Annotated in this window: 17 protein-coding genes; 14 read left to right on the top strand and 3 right to left on the bottom strand. The window is 33.8% G+C overall.

Annotated features, from left to right (window positions below):
• The first annotated feature begins 229 nt into the window (after window positions 1-229).
• The 11 genes from ACFFVB_RS12560 to ACFFVB_RS12510 all read left to right on the top strand — a co-directional run bounded on the left by ACFFVB_RS12560 (window position 230) and on the right by ACFFVB_RS12510 (window position 18,124).
• Window positions 230-1,411 carry a FecR family protein gene (locus ACFFVB_RS12560; RefSeq protein ID WP_382383244.1) on the top strand — a complete coding sequence of 394 codons (1,182 nt, stop codon included), beginning with the start codon at window positions 230-232 and terminating at the stop codon, window positions 1,409-1,411.
• Window positions 1,412-1,575: 164 nt separating this feature from the next.
• Window positions 1,576-4,863: a SusC/RagA family TonB-linked outer membrane protein gene (locus tag ACFFVB_RS12555; protein WP_382383243.1), complete on the top strand. Its 3,288-nt coding sequence runs from the start codon at window positions 1,576-1,578 to the stop codon at window positions 4,861-4,863.
• Between the two features lie 24 nt (window positions 4,864-4,887).
• Window positions 4,888-6,414, top strand: a complete 1,527-nt coding sequence (locus ACFFVB_RS12550) for a RagB/SusD family nutrient uptake outer membrane protein (RefSeq protein WP_382383242.1) — start codon at window positions 4,888-4,890, stop codon at window positions 6,412-6,414.
• A 145-nt stretch (window positions 6,415-6,559) separates the two neighbouring features.
• Window positions 6,560-8,230 (top strand): metallophosphoesterase, encoded by a 1,671-nt coding sequence (locus tag ACFFVB_RS12545; protein WP_382383240.1) that lies wholly within the window; start codon window positions 6,560-6,562, stop codon window positions 8,228-8,230.
• Between the two features lie 91 nt (window positions 8,231-8,321).
• A complete protein-coding gene (locus ACFFVB_RS12540; protein ID WP_382383239.1) occupies window positions 8,322-9,182 on the top strand; it encodes a tetratricopeptide repeat protein in 861 nt (286 codons plus the stop codon).
• Between the two features lie 44 nt (window positions 9,183-9,226).
• Window positions 9,227-11,131: a cytochrome-c peroxidase gene (locus tag ACFFVB_RS12535; RefSeq protein WP_382383237.1), complete on the top strand. Its 1,905-nt coding sequence runs from the start codon at window positions 9,227-9,229 to the stop codon at window positions 11,129-11,131.
• 89 nt (window positions 11,132-11,220) lie between these two features.
• Window positions 11,221-12,243, top strand: a complete 1,023-nt coding sequence (locus tag ACFFVB_RS12530) for a DUF4198 domain-containing protein (RefSeq protein ID WP_382383236.1) — start codon at window positions 11,221-11,223, stop codon at window positions 12,241-12,243.
• On the top strand, window positions 12,244-12,927 hold the full coding sequence (locus tag ACFFVB_RS12525) for a HupE/UreJ family protein (RefSeq protein ID WP_382383235.1): 684 nt from the start codon (window positions 12,244-12,246) through the stop codon (window positions 12,925-12,927). It abuts the gene before it with no gap.
• 40 nt (window positions 12,928-12,967) lie between these two features.
• On the top strand, window positions 12,968-13,342 hold the full coding sequence (locus ACFFVB_RS12520; protein WP_382383234.1) for a hypothetical protein: 375 nt from the start codon (window positions 12,968-12,970) through the stop codon (window positions 13,340-13,342).
• Window positions 13,343-13,530: 188 nt separating this feature from the next.
• On the top strand, window positions 13,531-16,656 hold the full coding sequence (locus ACFFVB_RS12515; RefSeq protein WP_382383232.1) for a SusC/RagA family TonB-linked outer membrane protein: 3,126 nt from the start codon (window positions 13,531-13,533) through the stop codon (window positions 16,654-16,656).
• A 10-nt stretch (window positions 16,657-16,666) separates the two neighbouring features.
• Window positions 16,667-18,124, top strand: a complete 1,458-nt coding sequence (locus ACFFVB_RS12510; RefSeq protein ID WP_382383230.1) for a RagB/SusD family nutrient uptake outer membrane protein — start codon at window positions 16,667-16,669, stop codon at window positions 18,122-18,124.
• Window positions 18,125-18,211: 87 nt separating this feature from the next.
• Here ACFFVB_RS12510 and ACFFVB_RS12505 read toward each other — a convergent pair whose 3' ends face one another.
• Window positions 18,212-19,450 carry a hypothetical protein gene (locus ACFFVB_RS12505; protein WP_382383228.1) on the bottom strand — a complete coding sequence of 413 codons (1,239 nt, stop codon included), beginning with the start codon at window positions 19,448-19,450 and terminating at the stop codon, window positions 18,212-18,214.
• A gap of 9 nt (window positions 19,451-19,459) precedes the next feature.
• A complete protein-coding gene (locus ACFFVB_RS12500) occupies window positions 19,460-19,972 on the bottom strand; it encodes a TlpA family protein disulfide reductase (protein WP_382383226.1) in 513 nt (170 codons plus the stop codon).
• 228 nt (window positions 19,973-20,200) lie between these two features.
• On the opposite strand from ACFFVB_RS12500, the gene ACFFVB_RS12495 reads away from it, so the two are divergent.
• Both ACFFVB_RS12495 and ACFFVB_RS12490 read left to right on the top strand, forming a co-directional pair.
• Complete coding sequence (locus tag ACFFVB_RS12495) at window positions 20,201-20,890, top strand: hypothetical protein (protein WP_382383225.1); 690 nt, start codon at window positions 20,201-20,203, stop codon at window positions 20,888-20,890.
• 13 nt (window positions 20,891-20,903) lie between these two features.
• A complete protein-coding gene (locus tag ACFFVB_RS12490; protein ID WP_382383224.1) occupies window positions 20,904-21,305 on the top strand; it encodes a hypothetical protein in 402 nt (133 codons plus the stop codon).
• A 168-nt stretch (window positions 21,306-21,473) separates the two neighbouring features.
• On the opposite strand, the gene ACFFVB_RS12485 is transcribed toward ACFFVB_RS12490, so the two are convergent.
• The gene (locus ACFFVB_RS12485; RefSeq protein ID WP_382383223.1) at window positions 21,474-21,869 is read right to left on the bottom strand and encodes a hypothetical protein; all 396 of its coding nucleotides are present in this window, start codon (window positions 21,867-21,869) and stop codon (window positions 21,474-21,476) included.
• A 150-nt stretch (window positions 21,870-22,019) separates the two neighbouring features.
• Here ACFFVB_RS12485 and ACFFVB_RS12480 point away from each other — a divergent pair, with 150 nt between their 5' ends.
• Complete coding sequence (locus ACFFVB_RS12480; RefSeq protein WP_382383222.1) at window positions 22,020-23,012, top strand: hypothetical protein; 993 nt, start codon at window positions 22,020-22,022, stop codon at window positions 23,010-23,012.
• Window positions 23,013-23,047: the final 35 nt, after the last annotated feature.

Genomic DNA, 23,047 nt, shown 5'->3' with positions numbered 1-23,047 from the left:
ACATAATATGTTTTTGATTCTGAAAATTTGATAGTGAGATTACTAAAATGTTATCAAAGTGCATGTGAAATCCTCGTTTTCTAGTTTTTTTATGGAATTTATTTTTTCAACAACTTGATTATTAGTCATTTGATTTAGTTAACGTTTTGTTAATGACTTTGGAGGGAAAAAAAAGTGTCCTCGAAACGATATATAGATGAATGCCTAAAAGCACTGAACTCTTATATACATGAAGAACACTAATAAAAGAAAATGGTTAGAATTAATTTGGGTAACCAAATTATTACAACGCTATTTTAATGACAGTGCTACCGAAAAAGAAAAGGAAGTGGTCGATAGTTGGACCCTAGAAGACATGGGAGTTACCTTAACAGAAAGTTGTGAAACTGATGAAACCACAGAAAGGTTATGGCAAAATATTGTGACCGAACTTAATTTAAAGACGCAGGCTTCAAAAAAGAAAATAATTCAATTAAACTACTATGCTGTAGCGGCCTCAATAGTATTGCTTATTTCAGTAACCTTTATGCTTACTCAGCAGAAGGATTCATCAGAAATATATGAGCCTTTAGAAATAATAGTAGATTCAAAATCTATCCCTGCAGGTACAGATAAGGCGGTTTTAACTTTAGAAGACGGTACCGAAGTCGTGTTAACAGATAACACAAATTATAAAACAAATTGTTTAGAAAGTAATGGTGAAAAAATTGTTTACAATACGTCACCAATTAATGATACTATAGCTAGTTCAGAAATTAAATATAACGTCTTAACTGTTCCAAGAGGAGGTCAGTATTTTGTGAAATTAGCAGACGGATCTCAAGTGTGGTTAAATTCAGAATCTCAGTTAAAATTCCCAACAGCATTTATTGAAGGAGAAACACGAGAAGTGGAACTGGTTTATGGTGAAGCATATTTTGATATTTCTCCGAGTAGCAAACATGCAGGAGCTAAGTTTAAAGTCAATAATCAGAATCAAAGTGTTCAAGTTATTGGTACCGAATTTAATATAAAAGCCTACAAAGACGAATCTAAAATTTACACCACACTCGTTGAGGGTAAGGTGGTGGTCGATTCTAAAGACCATCGCAAAGATTTAACTCCCAATCAAAAATTAACCCTAGACGTATTAAATAATAATATCACAATAAATAATGTAGATGTCCAATCTGAAATATCATGGCGAGATGGCATCTTTAGTTTTAAAGGAGATGCTTTAAAAGATATTATGAAAATTATATCAAGATGGTACGATGTCGATGTTCAGTTTGAGAATAAAAACTTGGAAGATATCAAGTTTAAAGGCGTTTTAGTAAAGAATCAAAACCTCACACAAATATTAGAAACAATTAAAAACCTAAGTATAATTAAAAGCTACCATTTACATGACAAAACCCTCATTTTAAAATAAGAAAAAAGTAAAGGGAATTAAGTTAAGACCGTGCAAAGTAGAAACTGTATTCCCTTTTTAATCACTAATCAATTAAAAATTATAATCAATTAATTAACAAATTTATGAAAATTAAATTAAACAGTAATCTCTTTTGTTTTGTAAAGGGATTTATGCTAAACATTATGAGAACGTTACTTTTTTTATATGTTTCAGTCATTTTTGGATTTACTCCAATTAATGTGCTATCTCAAAATCCAGAAATCTATATTGAAGCCGAAAGTGCATTAACGGTAGATGAAGTCTTTGAGCTAATTATGAAGCAGACGGATTACAAGTTCATCTATCAAGAAAGTCTATTTAAAGATTTTCCAAAAGTTAATGTTAAAAAGGGGAAACAAGCTGCAAACGACTTGTTAAACAGAAGCCTATCTAACGGTGATTTCGAAATTAAATTAGGAGAAAATAATACGGTAGTTGTTAAAAAGAACACCCCGAAAAGAAGACAACAGCAAGTTATTATTTCAGGAGAAGTTTTAGACGAAACCAATATGCCTTTACCAGGAGCAAGTGTTGTTGAAAAAGGAACCAGCAATGGTGTAACTACAGATATTGATGGAAAATTCACATTTAGTGTGAGTAGTGATACCAGTACACTATTAGTTTCCTATTTAGGCTATTCTACAAAAGAAATAGCATTAAGTGGAGACACTAACCTGTCTATTAAATTAGACGTCGATGCAGCAGGCTTAGACGAAATTGTTGTGGTTGGCTATGGTCGAAAAAAGAAATCAGAATTGTCTTCTTCAGTTTCAATTATCTCAGAAGAAGAAATACAAAGTTCGGTAAGCTCGACAAGTATACAAGATGTATTACAAGGACGTGTTCCTGGAATGCAAGTATCTGGTAGTAGTGGAGATCCTGGTGAAAGTGCCTCTATGGTTATACAAGGAATGGGGTCATTAGAAGCAAGTAGTGCTCCGCTAACTGTTGTAGACGGTATTATTGGAGGGCAATACGACCCTAAAGATGTAAAATCTATTTCTATTTTAAGAGATGCTGCCGCAACTGGACTATATGGTTCTCGTGCTGCTAACGGGGTTATTGTTATTACCACTAAAGATGGTAAAGCGGGCGAATTTAAAGTGTCTGTTAACAGTACATTTGGTCCTACCTCTAACTGGGACGACAGAGTAGACGTATACGATGCCAAAGGTTTATATAACCAATGGAGTACGGGAATGGAAAACCTTTACAATTTAAGAGTGTCTGAAGGTAATCCGGATTTTACAAGCAAAACGTTCGAAGAATATAGAAATAGCGTTGTTCCAGAAAGTGCATTAGATTACACATCCGATTGGACTGATTTATTATTAAGAACAGGATTCTTAAATCAAACTCAGGTTTCCATGTCAGGAGGATCGGATAGAACGACATTTTATTTTAGTGGTTCTTTTAATGAAGAAGAAGGGGTCGCATTAGACACCTATAATAATCAGTATAATTTTAGAGGAAACTTAAGTCATAAAATTTCAGATAAACTAAAAACGAATATCAGAATGACTGCGCAATATGGCGAGAAGTCAGAGTTTAATTGGCCGAGTTCTTATATCCAAGCTTATCAAAATGTGCCTTTAGATGCCGCATATATGCCTGATGGCGTAACACCAACACCTGCAATGGATTTAGAACAAGTTCCGGTTTGGTATCGTGGTACAGGAGTTAACTATATGATGGAAAGAGAGGAATCTGAAAATAGTAAAAAATATTGGGGAGCAACCTTAATGTTCGAATTGGATTACGAAATCACAGATTGGGCGAGGTTTAATACCTCTAATAGAGTAGAATTAAATGGTTCAGACCATTCAAAATCATATTCTAATATGACGTGGGTTGGATATAATTACGATGGATACATGGAATGGATTTATTCTTATGGTCTTGGTGTAATAACGTCTAACACATTACACCTAAATAAAAGTTTTGGAAATCATAATCTAAATGCCATTTTAGGTCAAGAATACAACTACGATCAATCACGATTTGTGAATGCAGTAGGAACAGGTATTGTTGGAGATATGACTGCTTTAAGTTCGGTAGGAAGCGCGAGATCTGTAGGTGGTGACTTAGACGAAACAGGTTTTCTTTCGTATTTCGCTCAGCTGGATTACGATTATAAAAATAAATATTATTTAGTAGGGTCTTTTCGTAGAGATGCATCTTCTGTATTTGGAGAAAAAGACCGTTGGGGTACATTCTATTCTATTGGAGGAAGTTGGATGATTAATAAAGAGCGTTTTTTAAGTGATTCTAAATCGTGGTTAGATCTTTTAAAACTTAGATTAAGTTATGGTACAACAGGAAATGCGAATATCGAATCTTATTTATCCATGGGAACGTATTCTTTCACATCGTCATCTAGTTATAATGGAGGTGCTGGTGCGTGGCCATCTCGACTTCCCAATCCAGATTTAACTTGGGAAACGGCGCGTAAATTAAATTTAGGTATCGATGTTAGTGTGTTTGATCGTGTGTCTTTAGAAGTGAACCTTTATAATCGTATAAATGATGACTTATTACAATCTGTACCTTTAGAGGCAACAACAGGATTTACAAGTCAGGTTCGTAATATTGGATCTATTCAGAATCAGGGAATTGATTTGTCTTTAACAACAACTAATATTGAAGGTGAATTCTCTTGGAGATCTAATTTCAATTTTAATATTAATAGAAATGAAGTCTTAGAATTAGACGGCGGAGAAGATATTATCGATAATGGGATGATTATTAGAGAAGGTCATTCGTTAAGAAGTTTTTACCTTCCAGAATATCAAGGTGTCGATACTCAAACCGGAGCTCCTATTTATACAAGATGGGAAGATGCCGAAGGAAACAAAATTAATGGAAACGACACAGATTCTCCAGCAGTAGTGACCACTACCAATTATCAATCGGAGGCGAGTTATATTACAACATCTTCTGCTTATCCTAAAATGACAGGTGGTTTTGCCAATTATTTCAAATACAAAAATTTTCATTTAAACATTCTAACAAATTTTGCAATCGGACAAACAGTGTACAATTATGTCGATTGGAATGCGAGTGATTTTAATACAAACAGATTTGAACTTACCAAATGGCAAGATTTAACACGATGGGAAAACCCAGGCGATAATGCAGATATACCACAATTAATGTATGGTGATATTTATAATTTTAGCGGGACTTCTTCATTCTACTTAGAAGATGCTAGTTATTTAAAAATTCAGAAAGTAAGTATAGGATATACGTTTCCAAAAACATTTTTAGGTGTGTTTAAAGACTTCACAATTAATGCTTCTGTAGAGAATTTAGCGATTATTACGGGATACACTTTTGGAGATTCGGATGTTAATTTTGAAAACCCTTATACCGATTCAAGCAGATTTAGACCAACAAGAAAATTTTTACTTAATCTGAACTTTAGTTTCTAATACAACATAATAAAAAATAGTATCATGAGAATTTTAAAAATATTTATAATCAGTGTATTTGCTACGTTTTTAGGTGCGTGTTCGGAGAACGACATAGATTTTAGCCCTATTAATCAAATTACAACAGAACAGGTTACGAGTTCTTTAGAACTGCTTGAAAATGCCGTGGTAGGTAATTATGCGTTTTTAAGTTTAGCAGACGGTAAATATGGTTACGATAGAACACGCTATGATGTTACAGAATATATGAGCGACGATGTAATACTAAACCAATGGAGTGGTAACCATTTCTCGTATTCTTTAACCTATCAGCCAACTTCAGCATCAGATAGATCTCAAGATTTCTGGCAGTATTCTTACCGTGCTATCTATTCTATAAATGTTGCAAATGAAGGGCTTGATAATTTAATAGATTTATCATCAGAAGATGAAGTAAAAAGAGATCAGCTAAAAGGAGAAAATATGTTTCTTCGTGCTATGTTTTATTTTGATCTGGTTCGTGTTTACGGAAGACCGTATTCTCACGATAGTCCTGAAACAAATTTAGGCGTGATATTGTGCGAAACATCTACTGGTAACGAAGGGCTTTCTCGATCATCTGTTAAAGAAACGTATGAGTTTATAGAACGTGATTTATTAGAATCGGCAAGCCTTTTAGTCGAGCAAAAAGGAAATGTTTATGTCTCTAGAGAAGTCGTTTTAGCGGCACTTTCTAGATTGTACTTGTTTATGGAAGACAATACTAAAGCCATTGAATATGCCGATAGTGTGATAAATTCAGGGCGGTACCAATTATTAAATTCTTCTGTATATCCAGGATCTAATCGTTTAGAACCGCAATCTAATTCTGAAACTATTTTCGCAGTGAGACGATTAGAAACTGAAAATGTAGGAAGATATATGATGGGCGGTATGATGCATGGAGATGGTGGATATGGCCAAATAATGGTGTCGTCTTCATTCATGGATTTATTGTTTAAAAATCCTAACGATTTGAGAGTTAACTTTATTGATCCTCAATTTCAATTAGATGCAGACGGTAATAAAATTCCTGATCCTGAGAATAAATACTACGGTTATAAGGTTGTAGAGAGTTCTAGTATCCCTCAATATTGGACTCAAAAACTAACGTATCAAAATGATGTGCCTATGTTGCACTCTCCAATTTATTTTAGACTGGCAGAAATGTATTTAATAAAGGCAGAAGCGTATGCAAAAACAGGTGAAGACGCTATGGCTTTAGATATGGTAAATATAATTAGAGCGCGTGCAGGGCTAGAAGGAGACCAGTTATTTAGTACAGCTAATCTTCAGAATTACGATTCTGTTTTAGATATCGTTTTAGACGAGGCGCGTTTAGAGTTTGCTCACGAGGCGCACCGTACGCACGATGTATTTAGAAATAAGAAAACAATGGACAGAAGTTATATGTCATGGCAAGGTTGGTCTGGTCCAAGTGCTATTCCTTTTACTTCTAACCGTATACTACATCAGATTCCTGAAGTAGAAATGCTGAAAAATGATAACCTAGTACAAAATCCATCATTCTAAGAGTGAAGTCTTTTGAATAATAAATTTGCACGTATTTTTTATTAGAGAAAAATACGTGCAAATAATTATACGTATTCATGCCTATTAATAGCGAAATAAATTACAGAATTAACAGAATTTAAAGCGCAAATACCAACTAGAAATTATGATTAAAAAAAGTGTTTTTATATTAATAATGCTGTTTTATGCCTATTCATTTTCACAAACTTCGGAAGCAGATATTTCAACAGCTAGTGCTTCTAATGAATTGGATAAAATAAGTGCTACAGAAAATTCAACCTCTACTGGTATCGTTAGAGGGCCGTACATTCAAAAAGGTACGCCAACTAGTGTAATAATAAAATGGAGAACTGATAAAGCCACGGAATCTGTTGTACATTATGGTAGAACTCTAGATTTGTTGTCTGAAAACGTAACACAAACCGATTTAAAAACCGAACATGAAATTACGTTAACAGGATTAGAACCTATGACCAAATATTATTTTAATATTGGTGATAAAAATGAAGTCTTATCTGAAAGTCTTGTCGGAGATATGTATGTTGTTACTTCGCCTATCGCAGGAACAAGTCAATTTGTTCGCGCATGGATTATAGGTGATCCCGGAACTGCAAATGATAATCAAAGAAAAGTAAGAGATGCATATTATAATTATGTTGAACAGGATACTGTGCATGAAGATAAAACGGATCTGTTATTGTTTTTAGGAGATAATGCTTACAATACAGGAACGGATTTAGAATATCAAAATGCATTTTTTAATGTATATAACGATATATTTAAAAAAGTGGTTTCATGGTCTTGTTTAGGAAACCACGATGGTGAATCTTCTGATTCTAAAACGCAATCCGGACCTTATTTTGATATATTTAGTTTTCCAACTCAAGGGGAAGCAGGAGGAACTGCTTCGGGAACAGAAGCGTATTACTCGTTTGATTATGCCAATATTCATTTTATCATTTTAGACTCTCATCATTCTAGTCGAGAAGTAGGAGGTAGCCAATACAATTGGGCTGAAACAGATATTCAGAATACCACGCAAGATTGGATTGTTACCTTATTTCATCATCCCGCTTATTCCAAAGGCTCTCATGATTCTGATTACGAAGGACGACTTATCGATATGCGAGAAAACATAATGCCAATGTTAGAAGCCAATGGTGTAGATCTTGTTTTAAATGGGCATAGTCACTCTTACGAGCGTTCTTATTTTTTAAATGGTCATCATGGATCTTCCAATACATTTAATAGAGATGAAATTAATAATGGAGGACATACCGTTGGAAATACAGGACATGGAGATGGTAAAGCAAATGGAGACGGAGTATACACAAAAGCCATCGATGCTGCCGAAGGTACCGTTTATATTACCACCGGTTCTGCGGGACAAGTGTCTGGTGGAGACTTGAACCATCAAGCGATGTTTGTGTCTTTAAACGAATTGGGGTCGTGTGTTATGGAAATTGAAGACGATGGTAAAGGCGGACAAAATTTGAACCTAAAATTTTTAAGAGAAACCGGTGAGATAGATGATTATTTTACCATAAACAAAACAGATATACTGCTTGAACAAAATAATAAATCAACAGTACAAAAAAACACAAAGTCTATTCTTATACCTGTAAATGATATTATAAATCTTAAAATTAAGAGCAATGAGCGCCTTAAAAAAGTTGAGTTTTATAATAATGTAGGAAACATGGTGAAAAAGAGTAAAAAGGAAAGGATTAATGTAAGTGGTCTGGCTAAAGGCATTTATGTAATTAAAATTAAAACGAATAAAGAAACAGTTTACAAATCTGTTGTGATAGAATAAACATTTTACACGTTGTTCTTAGTACGATTTCATGTTAGTCGAAATATACATTCAAAAAAATAAATCCAAATACATTATAAAACATAGAGCTATGAACTGTAATGAAAAAGAGTCTTCAGATTTCCTTTTTAAAATACTACTAGTGCTAATTACATGTTTGCTATATTCTTTACAAGCCTTTGCTCATGGCGATTTATCGGTGCGGATAGAACATAAAACACAACAGATTTTAAAAACTCCTGATAATTTTAAACTGTACTACGAACGTGGCATGTTATACCAACAACACATAGAATTCGCTAAGGCTTTAGAAGATTATTTGAAATCTGAGTCTTTAGGAAATACACAAAAAGTCTTAAAGTATCATATGGCTGAAGTGTATTATCTAACCGAAAATTATAGTGAAGCTTTAATACATATAACGGCTTGTTTGGAAAAGGAAAGTACCGACGTAAAATCTAAAAAGCTTGAGGCTCAAATATTATTTAATTTAAAGGCATACAAGCAATCATTATCCGCTTACCAATATGTTATAAATACTATGGTAGATTTTCGTCCAGAAGACATCATTGAATACACCCATATTATTCTTGCCGAAAATAATGAAAATTATGATGAAGCTTTAAATGTTATTGAGATCGGACTAAATCAGTTAGGCGGAAACACATTGTCGCTTCAGCTAAAAAAGTTAGATTATTTAAAAGCCTCTAATGCTTTAGAACAAGCTATGCAACAGTATGATTATTTCATTCTTGAATATAATAGAAAAGAATTTTGGTATTTTAAAAAAGCTCAATATTTAATGGAGAATAATAAACACAATGAAGCCATGGTTTCATTACAATTAGCGACGTTGTCCATTGAGCAATTAGATTCCAAATTTAAAAATATGGAGTCCATATTGGAGTTAAAATCAGATATAAAAACATTAGAAAAATCACTTAATTTATAGGACGTATAATTAAGAATATAAGGTTTTAATGCAGGCAATTGTAAATGAAAAAATTGAAATTTATTATCGTAGCAGTTTTTGTTTGTTTTCTTATCGTATCAGGTAAAGGGATAAATAAGTCTTACCAAGCAGATACTATTCCAAAAAACGTAGAAGCATTATATACTTCCAATTTTTATAAATTCCAAGATGAGGTTAACAGCTTAGTTATTCTGACCGAACATTCAAAATCACCAACAGAATTTATAGCATTACAAAAGCAAGTCGAAAAAACGAGATTAGTTTATAAAAGCATTGAGTTTATTTTTGATTACTACTTAACGGCTTACAATGGCACATATATTAATGGCGCACCCTTACCTAAAGTCAGTGCGTATTATGAACGTGGAAATGTTATTGAACCGAGCGGATTACAAGCTTTAGACGAGGCTGTTTTTAAAGCACCTACTAAGGAAAATATGGAGCACATTAAAGCATTAGCAAATGGACTTAAAGAACGGGTAGATTTTGTTGAAAACACACATTTACCAATCCATTTAAAAACGAGTCAGATAATTGAATGCATGCGTTCGGGTATGGTTAGGGTGTTTACATTAGGTGTTACAGGCTTCGATACTCCGGGTTCTGTAAATGGTTTGGAAGAGAGTTATGCGAGTTTAAAAAGTATGAAAACGACGTTCTTGCTTTTTGAAGCGGGATTATATCCAGAGGCAAAACCTAAATTTAAAGCGATTAATCTACTTTTTAAAAAGGGAGAAGAGTTACTAAATGCTAATGTCAGTTTTAATGATTTTGATCGTATGGTATTTTTAAATGAGGTGATTAATCCTCTGTATTCAGAATTGTTAGCATTTCAAAAAATAAATAACATCAAACTGGAACCTTATAAAAAACATGCACAAAACTATCAAGCAGAAAATGTTTTCGATATCAATTTTTTAGATGCTAATTTTTACTCAGAATTGGTGTACTTACCTCTAGATAATGCTAAAACGATAGCGTTGGGAGAAATGCTGTTTAAAGATCCTCAGCTTTCAAACGGTAGTAAAATGTCCTGTTTAAGTTGTCATGATCCCAATAAAGCATTCACAGATGGTTTGCCTAAAAGTAAATCGAATATGGAGGGCATTTATACTGCAAGAAATTCACCTTCTTTAATAAACGCAGGATATTCTACGCGCTATTTTTTGGACATGCGAGCGTTTAATCTCGAAAAACAAGTGGCTCATGTTATTGATAATGATTTGGAATTTAATACAGATTTTGAAACGATTATAAGTAAACTAAATACGAATTCTGAATACTTAAAATTATTTAAGGATTGTTACAATGGTATTAGTAAACAAGATATTAATGAAAGGTCTATTAGTAATGCGATTGCGGCGTATGTAAATGCATTAAAATCATTCAACAGTCCATTCGATAAATATGTACGATTCGAAACAGAAGAATATCCAGAGCATGCAAAACGAGGCTTTAATTTATTTATGGGAAAAGCAGCTTGTGGTACTTGCCATTTTGCCCCTGTATTTAATGGATCTGTTCCTCCTTTTTATATGGAATCCGAATCGGAAGTCTTAGGTGTTACGCAAGGATTCGATTCTATTAATCCAAAATTAGATGAAGATTTAGGACGTTTTAACAACGATTTATTTATTGATAAACAACGCTATTTTAAAAATGCGTTTAAAACAGTTTCTGTTAGGAATATAGAACTAACGGCACCGTATATGCATAACGGTTCGTTTGAAACTTTAGAAGATGTTTTAGCTTTTTATAATTTAGGAGGTGGTGTAGGGATGGGATTAGATATTGAAAATCAAACCTTGTCTGAAGAGCCATTACATTTGACAAAACAAGAAATTAAGGATATTATTGCTTTTATGAACACCCTAACGGATACTTCAGGATTTATAGCTGATAAAAAAGGATCATTTATTTCGCACTAAATCTGCTTTTTTGTTTTTTAGAAGCTTAGGTTTTATCTATATTTGAAGTCGTTTCATTCAATCTATATCCGAAAAATTTAATTTAGCTTATGAAAAAAATATTCATGTATTTAACCTTTATCGTGCTATTATGTAGTCATGATATGTATCTTAAATTTGATTCTTATTTTTTAAAACCAAATACAAATGTATCTGTTAAATTATTCAACGGAACGTTTGATAAAAGTGAAAACGTAATCGATCGCGACCGAATGACAGATGTTAGTTTGGTGGGAAATGGTGTTCGTAGTCATGTTGGTGAAGCGCAATGGAGAGAAAAAGACAGTGTAACCATTTTAGATTTTAAAACGGGTGAATCTGGTACTTGGTTAGCAGGCCTGTCTACAGCACCCCGAGTGATTGATATGTCTGCAGAAGATTTTAATGGTTATCTGGAGCATGATGGTGTGGTAGATATGTTAGCGTGGCGTCATGAACATGATTCTCTTGGTGCAGATGCCTCAGAAAAGTATTCTAAATATGTAAAAGCTATTTTTCAGGTTGGTGAAGAAAAATCAGACGATTGGAATACCGTTTTAGGATATCCACTTGAATTTATTCCATTAAGCAATCCATATGATTTAAATACCGGAGACGAACTTCAAGTTAAATTACTTTCTAAAGGACAACCTTTAGTAAACCAATTGGTATACGTAAATTATGCTGCGAGTAAAGACGGACATAGTCACGATGGTAGCGAAACACATACCCATGATCAAACTAATGATAGTATAGATGAACTTGCACATAGTCATGCTGAAGGCGCAGAGCCGCATCAACATACTTCCGGAGATCAATTGCGTACAGATAAAGACGGAATTATAACGGTAACCCTTGCTGCAGATGGTATATGGTATTTACGTACTATTAATCTGGTGCATTCTCAAGAACCGGGATTAACACATGAATCTAATTGGTCTACATTAACTTTTGAAGTGGTACACGGACATGACGGCGTAGAACACGCGCACCTTGATCATCATGAAGAAGGAATTCCTTCATACGTGTTTTGGATCGGTAGTTTTGTCGTTCTATTTGGTTTATTCTTCTACTTTAATAAGAAGAAAAATTAGATGGGTAGAGTTACGTTTAAATTTCTAGTGAGTTTAGTCTTTTTGTTTTTTCCTGTATTCCTTTTCGCTCATGGTGTAAGTGATTCCGATCAGGCCATTTTAAACAACGGAGGCCTACTGTCTTATATTTTTGTAGGTGCCAAGCACATGGTTACTGGTTACGATCACTTGTTGTTTTTAGCAGGTGTAATATTCTATTTAAAGAATTTTAAAGATATAGTTCGGTTTATAACTGTATTTACAATCGGACATAGTATAACGTTAATTGGTGCAACTTATTTAGGGATAACTGCAAACGAACATTTAATCGATGCTGTAATCGCGTTAAGTGTGTTGTATAAAGGTTTTGAAAACTTGGGTGGTTTCGAGAAACTATTTAAGATAAAGTCTCCAAATTTATTATTAATGGTTCTTATCTTTGGATTGATTCATGGTTTCGGATTATCGACGCGGTTGCAATCTTTCGAAGTTGGAGATCATCAGTTTTTAGCCAAGATTATTTGCTTTAATATTGGTGTAGAATTGGGTCAGATTTTAGCATTAATTCCAATTGTGTTTTTAATTACAAGATGGAAAAAAATGAAAAGCTACACCGCCTTTTATAACGCGGCAAACACCTATCTAATTATAGCTGGAGTTGGGCTATTTATTTACCAAATATATGGCTACATTTATGGGCATTAGATATTATTTAAAAAGGCAATTTTAAGAAAGAAAGATACTAATGAAACCGTTTATTTTTATACTTGTTTTATTTATACTCTTTAAGCCCGTGTGGCTACTGGTGGAATACGTTGCCAACTACGACTATATCGTAGAAAAATTATGTGAAAATAGGGATCAACCTGCACTTCAATGTAACGGAAAGTGTTATTTAGCAAAACGAATTTCTGGTACTACCGAAGAAGGAGAAAAGTCACCACTTTGGAGTGCCCTTTCAAAGTTTGATCTTGAAATGATTAATCTTAAAGATACACATGTCTTTCCGATAGGATATTTTGAATCTCCTAAAAAAATATATAAGTGGCATGCGCCATTTGTTGGTGGATTGTTCACTTTAGATATTTTACAACCGCCTCAATTTCTTCTAAAAAAATAGTTTATAGCCTCTTGAATGATACACTTTATTCAAAAGGCTAACGATAAACACATCCTTTTCAATTAACACATACTAAGATTTTTTACGCAGGCTCTATCTCTAATTAATACTAAGAGATAGATGTGGTTAGTGTATTAATAATCTTAGTCCTTTCAACTTATAATTATATGAATATATTTCGCATGTTCATGGGACGGAAATTCCATATGACATCCTATTTAAAAAGCAGTGTATTGGTATTACTGCTTTGTTTTTCAGTGTTAAACGCAAAAGCAAATACGTTTACGGCGAGCACCGCATTAATTCAACAAAATACAATATCCGGAAAAGTACTAAGCAAGATTGGAGCATCGTTGCCAGGTGCTAATATTGTCGAAAAAGGAACTTCAAACGGAACCTTAACAGATTTCGATGGATATTTTAAACTTACAGTGGGTGCTAATGCCACTTTGGTCGTTTCTTACATCGGTTTTGTAACTCAAGAGATTGTTGTTGGAACTAAAGGAGATCTAACAATTACATTATTGGAAGATCCGACGGGTTTAGATGAAGTGGTAGTAACCGCTTATGGAAGTTCTAATAAACGAAGTTTTACAGGTTCGGCAACAAAGGTTGCGAACGAGATATTAACACGAACAGCTTCGGCAAGTTTCGAAACAGCATTACAGGGTAATGTTTCAGGGGTTAACGTGTTTACAACTGGGCAACCGGGAGGGAGTTCGAGTATGCAAATTCGGGGAGTGGGATCGATTAACGGACTTACACAACCTTTATATGTTTTAGACGGCGTGGTTATTAATTCGGATAATAATTCTAGAATAGGCGGTAGTGGTGCTGTTAATAATGTGAATCCACTGTCTACCATGAATTCAGAAGATATTGAAAGTATAACGGTGCTAAAAGATGCCGCCGCAGCATCCTTGTATGGTTCTAGAGCTGCTAATGGCGTAATTGTTATTACGACCAAAAAAGGTAAAAATGGAGAAACGGAATTAACCTTTAATACCGAATTTGGTATATCCCGAAATTTAACGCAAGAAGAAACCATCTCTAACGATCAGTTTAAATCACTGTGGCAGGAAGGTCAGTTAAATCAATATATTCAGAATAATGAAAATGGGGAATTCAATAGAGTGTATGCCGATAGTGATTTATATGCTAATTATCAGAATATAGCAAAAAGTGATTACGAGTCTATTTATGGTACGACTAATGCAAATTCAGATTGGTTGGATGCGATTTACCAAACGGGATCAATTCAAAAATATGGTCTATCTGCGCGAGGAGGTAACGAAAAAACCAAGTTTTACATCTCTGGAGATTATTTAGACCAAGAAGGAACGATTATAAAGTCTGATTTTAAGCGTTATTCTGGGAGAATCAATTTAGAAAATAAGGCTAAAGATTGGCTGAAAATAGGCGTTAACTTATCTGTTTCTAAAACAGAACGTAACACCGGACAATATGATGGTACGTATGCTGGCGGTTTAAATCCATTGTATATGGCGCGTGTTTTACCTCAAGCAGCACCTATTTATGATGCGAATGGTTACGAAGGTTATGCCGATTTGCCAAACGATATTGAAAAGAATGCAAATCCAATTGGAGTTATAGAAGTTGGACAATACTTAAATAATGAATTTAGAGTGCGAGGAGATGCTTTTGCAGAAATTCAAATCCTTAAAAATTTAAAGTTTAAATCCACTTTCGGAATCGACCATCAATCCTTAGAAGAATCACTTTACGATAATAAAGAATTTGGTGCCGGTGGAGGTGTCTGGAATGGTGTTTTATATGTGTCTCAAGGGGAAGTGTTTCAGCATACCATTTCCAATTTACTTACCTATAATAAACAAGTTAATAAACATGGTTTTGATGGTTTAGTTGGGTTTGAATCACAAGTGTCTAAAATGAAATCTATCAGGAATTCAGGATACGATATTTTAGATAGCGAACTGTTATCTTCGAGTAGTATTGGCTCTCTGTGGTCTTGGACGGGGTATTCAGAAAATTACGCATTACTCTCTTACTTTTCTAGATTTAACTATAATTTCGATCAGAAGTACTTTGTCGATGCAAGTTTTCGTCGTGATGGTTCGTCACGCTTCGGAAAAGATACCCGTTGGGGCGATTTCTGGTCCGTGTCTGGAGGTTGGATTCTTACAGAGGAAGATTTTATGGATATAGAATCTTTAAATTATCTAAAACTGAGAAGTAGTTACGGTACCAACGGAAATTTACCATCAGAATACTATGCCTCTTTAGCTTTTTTCAATACCGATGGAAAAGGATATGGTGGCGAATCTGGCTTGTCTTACGGCCAATTAGCGAACCCCGATTTGTCTTGGGAGTTAAGTCATAATTTTAATATAGGAGTCGATGCGGTGCTATTAAATAGATTGAATATTACGGTAGAATACTTTTCAAAACATACCAAAGATCTTTTAATGAATATTCCTGTGACATCTACAACTGGATTTAGTAATCAATTACAGAATTTTGGTGAAATGAAGAATTCAGGTTGGGAATTAGATTTTGGGTATACGCCAATTTCAAATGCTTCTTTTTCTTGGAATACCAAATTAAATCTTACGATGTTAACTAATGAAGTAACCGATTTAAAAGCAGATTTAATACCGAGTTACGATTCAAGCTATGGTCAAGATCCTACCATAATTAAGGTTGGCGAAAGTTTGAATTCATTTTATTTAAGAGACTATGCAGGAGTTAATGGTACAAATGGGATGGCCGAATATTATGTGTTAGAAGATGGGATGCGTACAGGCGCATTAACGACCAATGCAGAAGAAGCTGGATTTGGTATTTTTGGTAGTGCATTTCAAGATGTACAAGGTGGTTTTTACAATCAGTTCGTCTACAAAAATATAAGTTTAGATTTCCTTTTCACATTTGGAGTAGGCGGTAAAGCTTACGATCGTACGGCTTTTAAAAGAGATGATGACGGGTTTTCTCCACAGTTTACCAATACAACAGCGCAATTAAATCCTTGGAATCCTAATAATACAGATGCTAATGTGCCGATTAGAATCAACGGAAATACTAGTTTTTCTAACGATGTTTCTACAAGACATTTATACGATTCCGATTATTTGAAATTGAGAAATATTAAGTTAAGTTATAATTTTTCAAAAAGTAGACTGCTTCAAGGTGGATCGATTTATATACAAGGTGATAATTTATTCTTGTTAACAGAATTAAATGATTACGATCCAGAAGCTATAGTTAATGGTGTTAACTTTTTTCAAACTCCAACAGCGTCTAGTTTAGTTTTAGGGTTACAAATAAAAATTTAAAACAGATAAAATGAAATACTTAAATGATATAAAAGTAATGGTTTTGGTTGTCGCGATGTGCGTGCTACAAAGTTGTAGTGAAGATGTGCTTACGCAGACTCCAGATCATGTGATTTCAGAAGATTTGGTAGTGAATTCTGTCGAAAAGTTACAGAGTCTACTTAACGGATCTTATAACGAAATTTCAGATGGTTCTTATTTAGGACGTATTCTGTATAAGCGTGCCGCAGTAAAAAGTCCGAATTTTAGATTTGTAAAAACGATTTATAACCCTAGAGATTATGAACAAACCGAATACAAATACGAAGAAAGCAGTAACAATAATGGAAGTGCAGAAGATCTTTGGCTGCAGTGTTTTAAAGCGATAGGAAATCTAAATTTGATTTTGGATAATATAGAAACCGCAGAAGGAGACGATACAGAAAGAGTCCAAATTAAAGCACAAGCACTAGCGCTTAGAGGAATGATATATTTTGATTTGGCAAGAACATTTTCGTATCCTTGGATTAAAGACGGCGGTGAGGCACAAGGGATGCCTTTAAAATTAACGTCTAAAGATATTGTAATTGAGCGCAGTAGTATGGAAGCGACCTACGCACAGATTATTACAGATTTAAATTTAAGTTTGGGATATATTACAGAAGATACATGGAGTGTAGGAAGTACAAAATACATCACCAAAACGGGGATACATGCTTTATTAGCACGGATATATTTGTATAAACAAGATTGGGAAAATGCATTACAGTTTGCCGATAACGTTTTAGCTATTAAAGGCGAAGCCGATCTTATGGATGTAAATTCTTACGTGTTTAACGATTATACGAGTGAATCCCTTTTTGAAATAAGTATTGATAACGAAAACTCTGTAGGTAGTAACGGACTGGGTGCTCAGTTTGATTATCGGGATGGCGGACAAGGAGATGTTATTGCGACACAAACATTTATCGATCTTTTAAATGTTTATGAAGGTGATCCAAGAGCAGCGCTTTTAACCGAAGACAAAGAAGGTACAACGTCAGCTTTTGTAAAATACATTAATAGAGACGGAGGCTCAGGACTTAGTATACATAATGTGCCCGTCATTAGACTTTCTGAAATATACTTAATTGCGGCAGAGGCTTGTGCTAATGGTGCTTCAGGGGGAGAGACTCAAGCGTTAGTCTACCTTAATACATTGATAAATAAAAGAACTACTAATTTTGAAAGTGCTAAAGCTTCGGAATCGGGGAGTGCCCTTAAAGTCCGAATTTTTGAAGAGCGTAGTCGCGAATTAGCTTTGGAAGGACATGGCGTTTACGATTATATTAGAACAGGAACCGATATCACGAGATTAGAAAGTGATCATGTAAATACTGGTTTAAATTCGAATAATTTAAATATATCGGCTACTTCTCCAAAAACCATTTATCCTATTCCAGCTAGTGAAATTGAAGCTTCTGGCATGGAACAAACCATTGGTTACTAATACCATATTTCAAAATGATTTAAATCAGAAACGGCAGAGTTTAACTCTGCCGTTTTTTTTGTTTACTATTAAAATATTTGAGTTGAATTAAAACGCCTCTAAAGGCACAAACACAGTTTTAATAGTCGATATGTCGTTCGCAATCGCTGTCCATGCAAAATACATATTGTCATTTATATATTGCATTTGTGGAAATCCTGTTTTCCTAGAATCGTTAAGTGTGCTAATTATAAGAGGGGTATATTTTTTTCCAGATGAATTCACTTTCATGGCTTTGAGATAGGTTGTTTCGTCTGCTGTTTCCATCCAACTTACAATGGCATTATCACTGTCTATGAGTTCAATATCTACTCGTCCTAATACTTCGGAATTACTAATTATAATAGGTTCCGAAAAATCTTCACCACCATTTTTTGAAAATATAAGTTTAACTAAAGGCGTGTCGTTGGCAGCGGTAAACCACGTTACGGCGACGTTGTTTTCTAAAGCGGCAACTTTGGGACCGTTAACCGGACATCCATTTATTTTCCAACCATCGTTGTAGATAAATTTGGGTTCAGTCCATTTACCATCTATATACCTTGTAATCGCAATATCTCTTATTTCTTCATCTGTTCGATCTCTATAAAGCACAATCGGACCATTTTTTGTAATGGCTGCGGTGGTTTGACAACAACTACATGTTTTTCCGTCTAGCAGGGTTTTATTACTAATTAAACCATCTTTAGAGACTTCTGCAGCTCTAATAGACATACTCCCATTATGACTCATATGCTCGCCTGCATGGTCCATAGACATACCTCTTCCATCCAACCATGTTACAAAAAAAGCATTTTCTTTGAAAGGCAATACGGTTACAAAACCATGTTCTGTTTTAGTGCCATCTGTATGTAAAGGTAATGCTGTTTCCCACTCTGATTCACCTTCAGGAAGTACGTTCAATTTAATATCGTAAGAAAATGTTTCGTTTGAAGATTTCTTTAAAAAATGACTTAATAAATTCCCGTTATTTTCTGTGATAGATGGGTAATCTGCCCAATTTACAAACCAATTAGTTCCTGTGATAATCGGTTTTGGGGCTTCCCATTTCTGATTAATTAGTGTAGAATAATTAAACTGTGTTGTACTATCGTTTAAACGTGTAACCCAAGAAAGCATTGCGTTTCCAGTGTTAGTGGTAAGATGAGGTAATTCACTTTTTTCATCGCCAGGAAAAGAAATAGAATGCACAATCGTTTCATGCTTTTCTTCCAAAATAGGCTTCTTTTTATTGGAATTACAAGATAAAAATAGGGTGACTAAAATAAGGAGATTAAGCGATTTCATTTGTTTTGTTTATTTGAATTCTTTTAGTTTTTCAATCGTATTGGAGGTATCCCACTTGTATTTACCTTCTAGCTTTCCTGCTTTTTCACCCATTTCATTAAAGATAAAGGTGGTAGGTAATGCATATATATTTAAGTCTGCCAGGTTTCCTTTATATCTTATATAATCTAATTTGAAATTGGTTTTGGACTTAAAATCTTCTATTTCTTTTATGGATTCATTAGATACCAGGATAACCGAGTAATTGTTTTTTTCTAAAAGGGATTTGGCGTGTTCTAGGTCATACATTTCTTCGACACAAGGTTTACATCGTGTAGACCAAAAGTTAAGAAGTAGTTTTTTTCCTTTGTAATCATTTAAGAAGACGGGATTACCATTTAAGTCTTCATAATTGGTTGTATGTAATTCAGAGCTTAAAGATGCTTCTATTTCAGTAGACGGTTTTAAAGCTTTCTTTTTAGGCGAGTGACATGAGTACAAAAACAAAATTGATACAAATAGTACTCCCGATAACCTTTTCATATTATTGATAGTTGAATGAGTAAAACTAATAAAATTAAGTGGCTATAGAATAAAAATGTTTTAGTCTTCTGTAAAGTAGTCGATAAATTGCTTTACAAAATCAAAGTAAACCATAAAATCAGCTGTTATATTTCTTTTTTAGATAAGTCATTTGTAAATATCACTGAAAACGGTTAGAAAAAACTAAAGGTATTGGTTCAACTTTGTATGAAACTAAAATATGCAATTATGGATTTTAAAACAATGTTACAATTACCTGTATTAGGCACTAATGAGGTTATAAATATACTTCAAGAAATAGCAGATATAGAAAGAAAAGAAGACCGACCTCGTATGCCTAAAGTGACTATTTGTACACATGGAGATAGTGCTTCTGGTTTTTTTGTAAACTATGATTCTGAAAAAAAGGTGGTTTTATTATGTGACATTTACGATCGCGATGCGCAGTTTCAATATATCGAAGTGCATGCTATCTCTTCCATATCTTTTAGCAATGTAAATAAATATGGCTATCTATTATCTGATGGGAAAATTCTTTTTACACCAGATCCTAGTGAAATACCTACCGTACTTCAACTTAAAAAAGATATTAATGCTTTAGAGTTAGAAGTTAAAGCGGCTTTGGATAAAGAAATAGCTATAGGTTATAAATTCGATGGAACTCCAGAAGATCTTGATAAATTTTATGCTTCAAAAATAATAGTATTATTAAAAGAAACGCTTTCTAATATAGCAGCAGATAATTTAGCAAAAGCAGCATTTTCAGAATCTATTTCAAAAATTGAATTTTCTTTAGGTACCGAAAATAAATCTAGTCTAGAAAAAGGTGTGGTTTCCCTTACTATCGATACTTCAAAAGGTTTAAAAAGCTTCCCGAAGGCGAAAGGATTACAAGCACAAATAGAAAAGCAATTATAAAAACAAGAATGATATGAAAGAATTAAATGTAATTCAGCGTATAGAATTAAGAATTAAAAAAGACGAGCACACAGAAGAGCTATTTAAGCTTTCGCAATGTGATTATAGCTTTTCTTCAACATACTATCCAAACGAAGAACAAGAAAGAGGATTGGATGTAAATTTATCTGGAGCTATGAGAAACGAGATGAGTAGGCTGTTTTTAGAATGGTTATCTCATAAACCAGGTGACTGGTCTGGGAGTTTGAAAATTTATTATCAAAATCAAGATCAACCTGTTGTTAGTTTTGTATTTGATAATGCTATTATTCATAATTACAGTCAGTCATTTTCAGAGAACAATGTGCAGTCTCAAGACTATTACTTTAATGCGATATTAACAGGTGTCGTTTTAAATGATGTAAAACTAAATTAAGCTCACAATATATTATAATAGAAAAAGCCTTTAAGAGTCGTCTCTTAAAGACTTTTTTTATGTCAGTTTTTAGAATGGTTTTAAAACTATTCAAGCATACAAAAAGGGAAAGCGTATTCGGCTTTCCCTTTTTGTATTGATATTATAAGTACTTATAAATGCGTAATTCTATAAATTGTTTTCTAAATATTCACGGATGGTTAAATCTATAAAATAACCGCTGTGGTGACCGCCCCAACATGCTGTTAAAGAAAATACACCATCTTCTAATTTTAATTCTTTTTTAGCTTCAGCACCATCATTTGGAATGCAGTATACTTCAATAGAGTTTACGCTTTCTGCCATAGCCTCTTTTCCCATTTCGTCTTTACAAACCAATTTAATTCCATCTGTAAGACGTTGTAAACATACACTTGGTACAAATTTTATAAAGTCCATTTCAAAAGTGTCCCAGTTAATGTTAATTGGTAATTCTTTACCAACAATCTCATTGATTTCTTTTTGGTACGCTCCTAAATATTGATCTTCTATAGATTTTGCAGCTCTTTTTTCTTGTAATCCCATGATTTGAGGTTTTTAGTTTTATTAATAATTCAAAGGTATTATATGAGTATGAAGAAAAAACACCGTCTTTAAGGGAATGTTTAAACTCACGGAATTCAGTGAGGGCATAGGTTGTATATTGCGCTACATTTATGTTATATACTTAGCATTATGAAAATTACCATTTTATCAGTTATTTGCATTTTAATCGTAATGCTTATTGTCGCAGGGTGTGCCAATTATATCGGGATTCCTAAAAAAAAAGCAGCACGTAATTTAGAAGAATATTTGCAAAAAAAATATCAAGGGAAACTTGCGTTTAGCGATTTAAGTCTGTTTTTTAATGCTGCAACCATGGACCCTAATATGTATGGGGTGCTTATTTATGATAAGGCCATTCCTGAAATAGCATTTTACACGCACCTTAATCTGAAACATATATTAGAAAATGACACCTTGCCAATGTATCCTGTTTCAGATCTAATGACGTTTGATGATTTATACAACGATGCCGTAGAACAATACGAAACGAGACAGGCTGTAATAGCCGATTTTAAAAATGAAATTCCTGAAATAACGTTTTCTACAGAAGACATACATTTAAATTTTAAGAGAGATATAGAACCCATAGAACTAGAAGATGTTGTGACCCGTTTTATAGATCGGTTAAATCAATCTTTTGAAGCCTTAAACACAGGGTATCAATTTCGTTTACTCATTAAAACGGCTAGTCATCCCGAGGGTTTTATTATAATTCCGTTAGATATTGATGATAGTAAAAGAATTCAGAACCCTATGGTGCTATCCGAAAAGGCAGAAGGATTTGAAAGCTTAAAAACCATGATCCTAGAACATATACAAGCCAAATTAGAAACACCGTATCCGTATTTTAAAACGACTGAAAACAGCAAAATTTACATGGATAAATCGACTTTATCTAGAGGTGCTTGGGTACAGTATTTAGAAGATAAGCGTATAGAAAATAACGGAAAGGGCAAATGGAGAAATCCACAAACAGGACTTTATGTGGTGTATTTTGATTTGGATACCAAATTTATTTATCGTGGTGAGTTATTAACCGATGAGAACGATACTACGTCGTACCGTGAAGAATTAAAGCAAATTATAAGCACTATAGAAGCCGAGGGAATTAGAACGAAATAAAGCGTTTTAGGCATTGGTTTAAATAAATAAAAGGT

Origin of the sequence: Formosa undariae, from assembly GCF_042427615.1 — a bacterium.
GTDB lineage: Bacteria > Bacteroidota > Bacteroidia > Flavobacteriales > Flavobacteriaceae > Formosa > Formosa undariae.
Note: the sequence above shows the minus strand (reverse complement) of the source record. Positions and strands in the feature narration are given on the sequence as shown.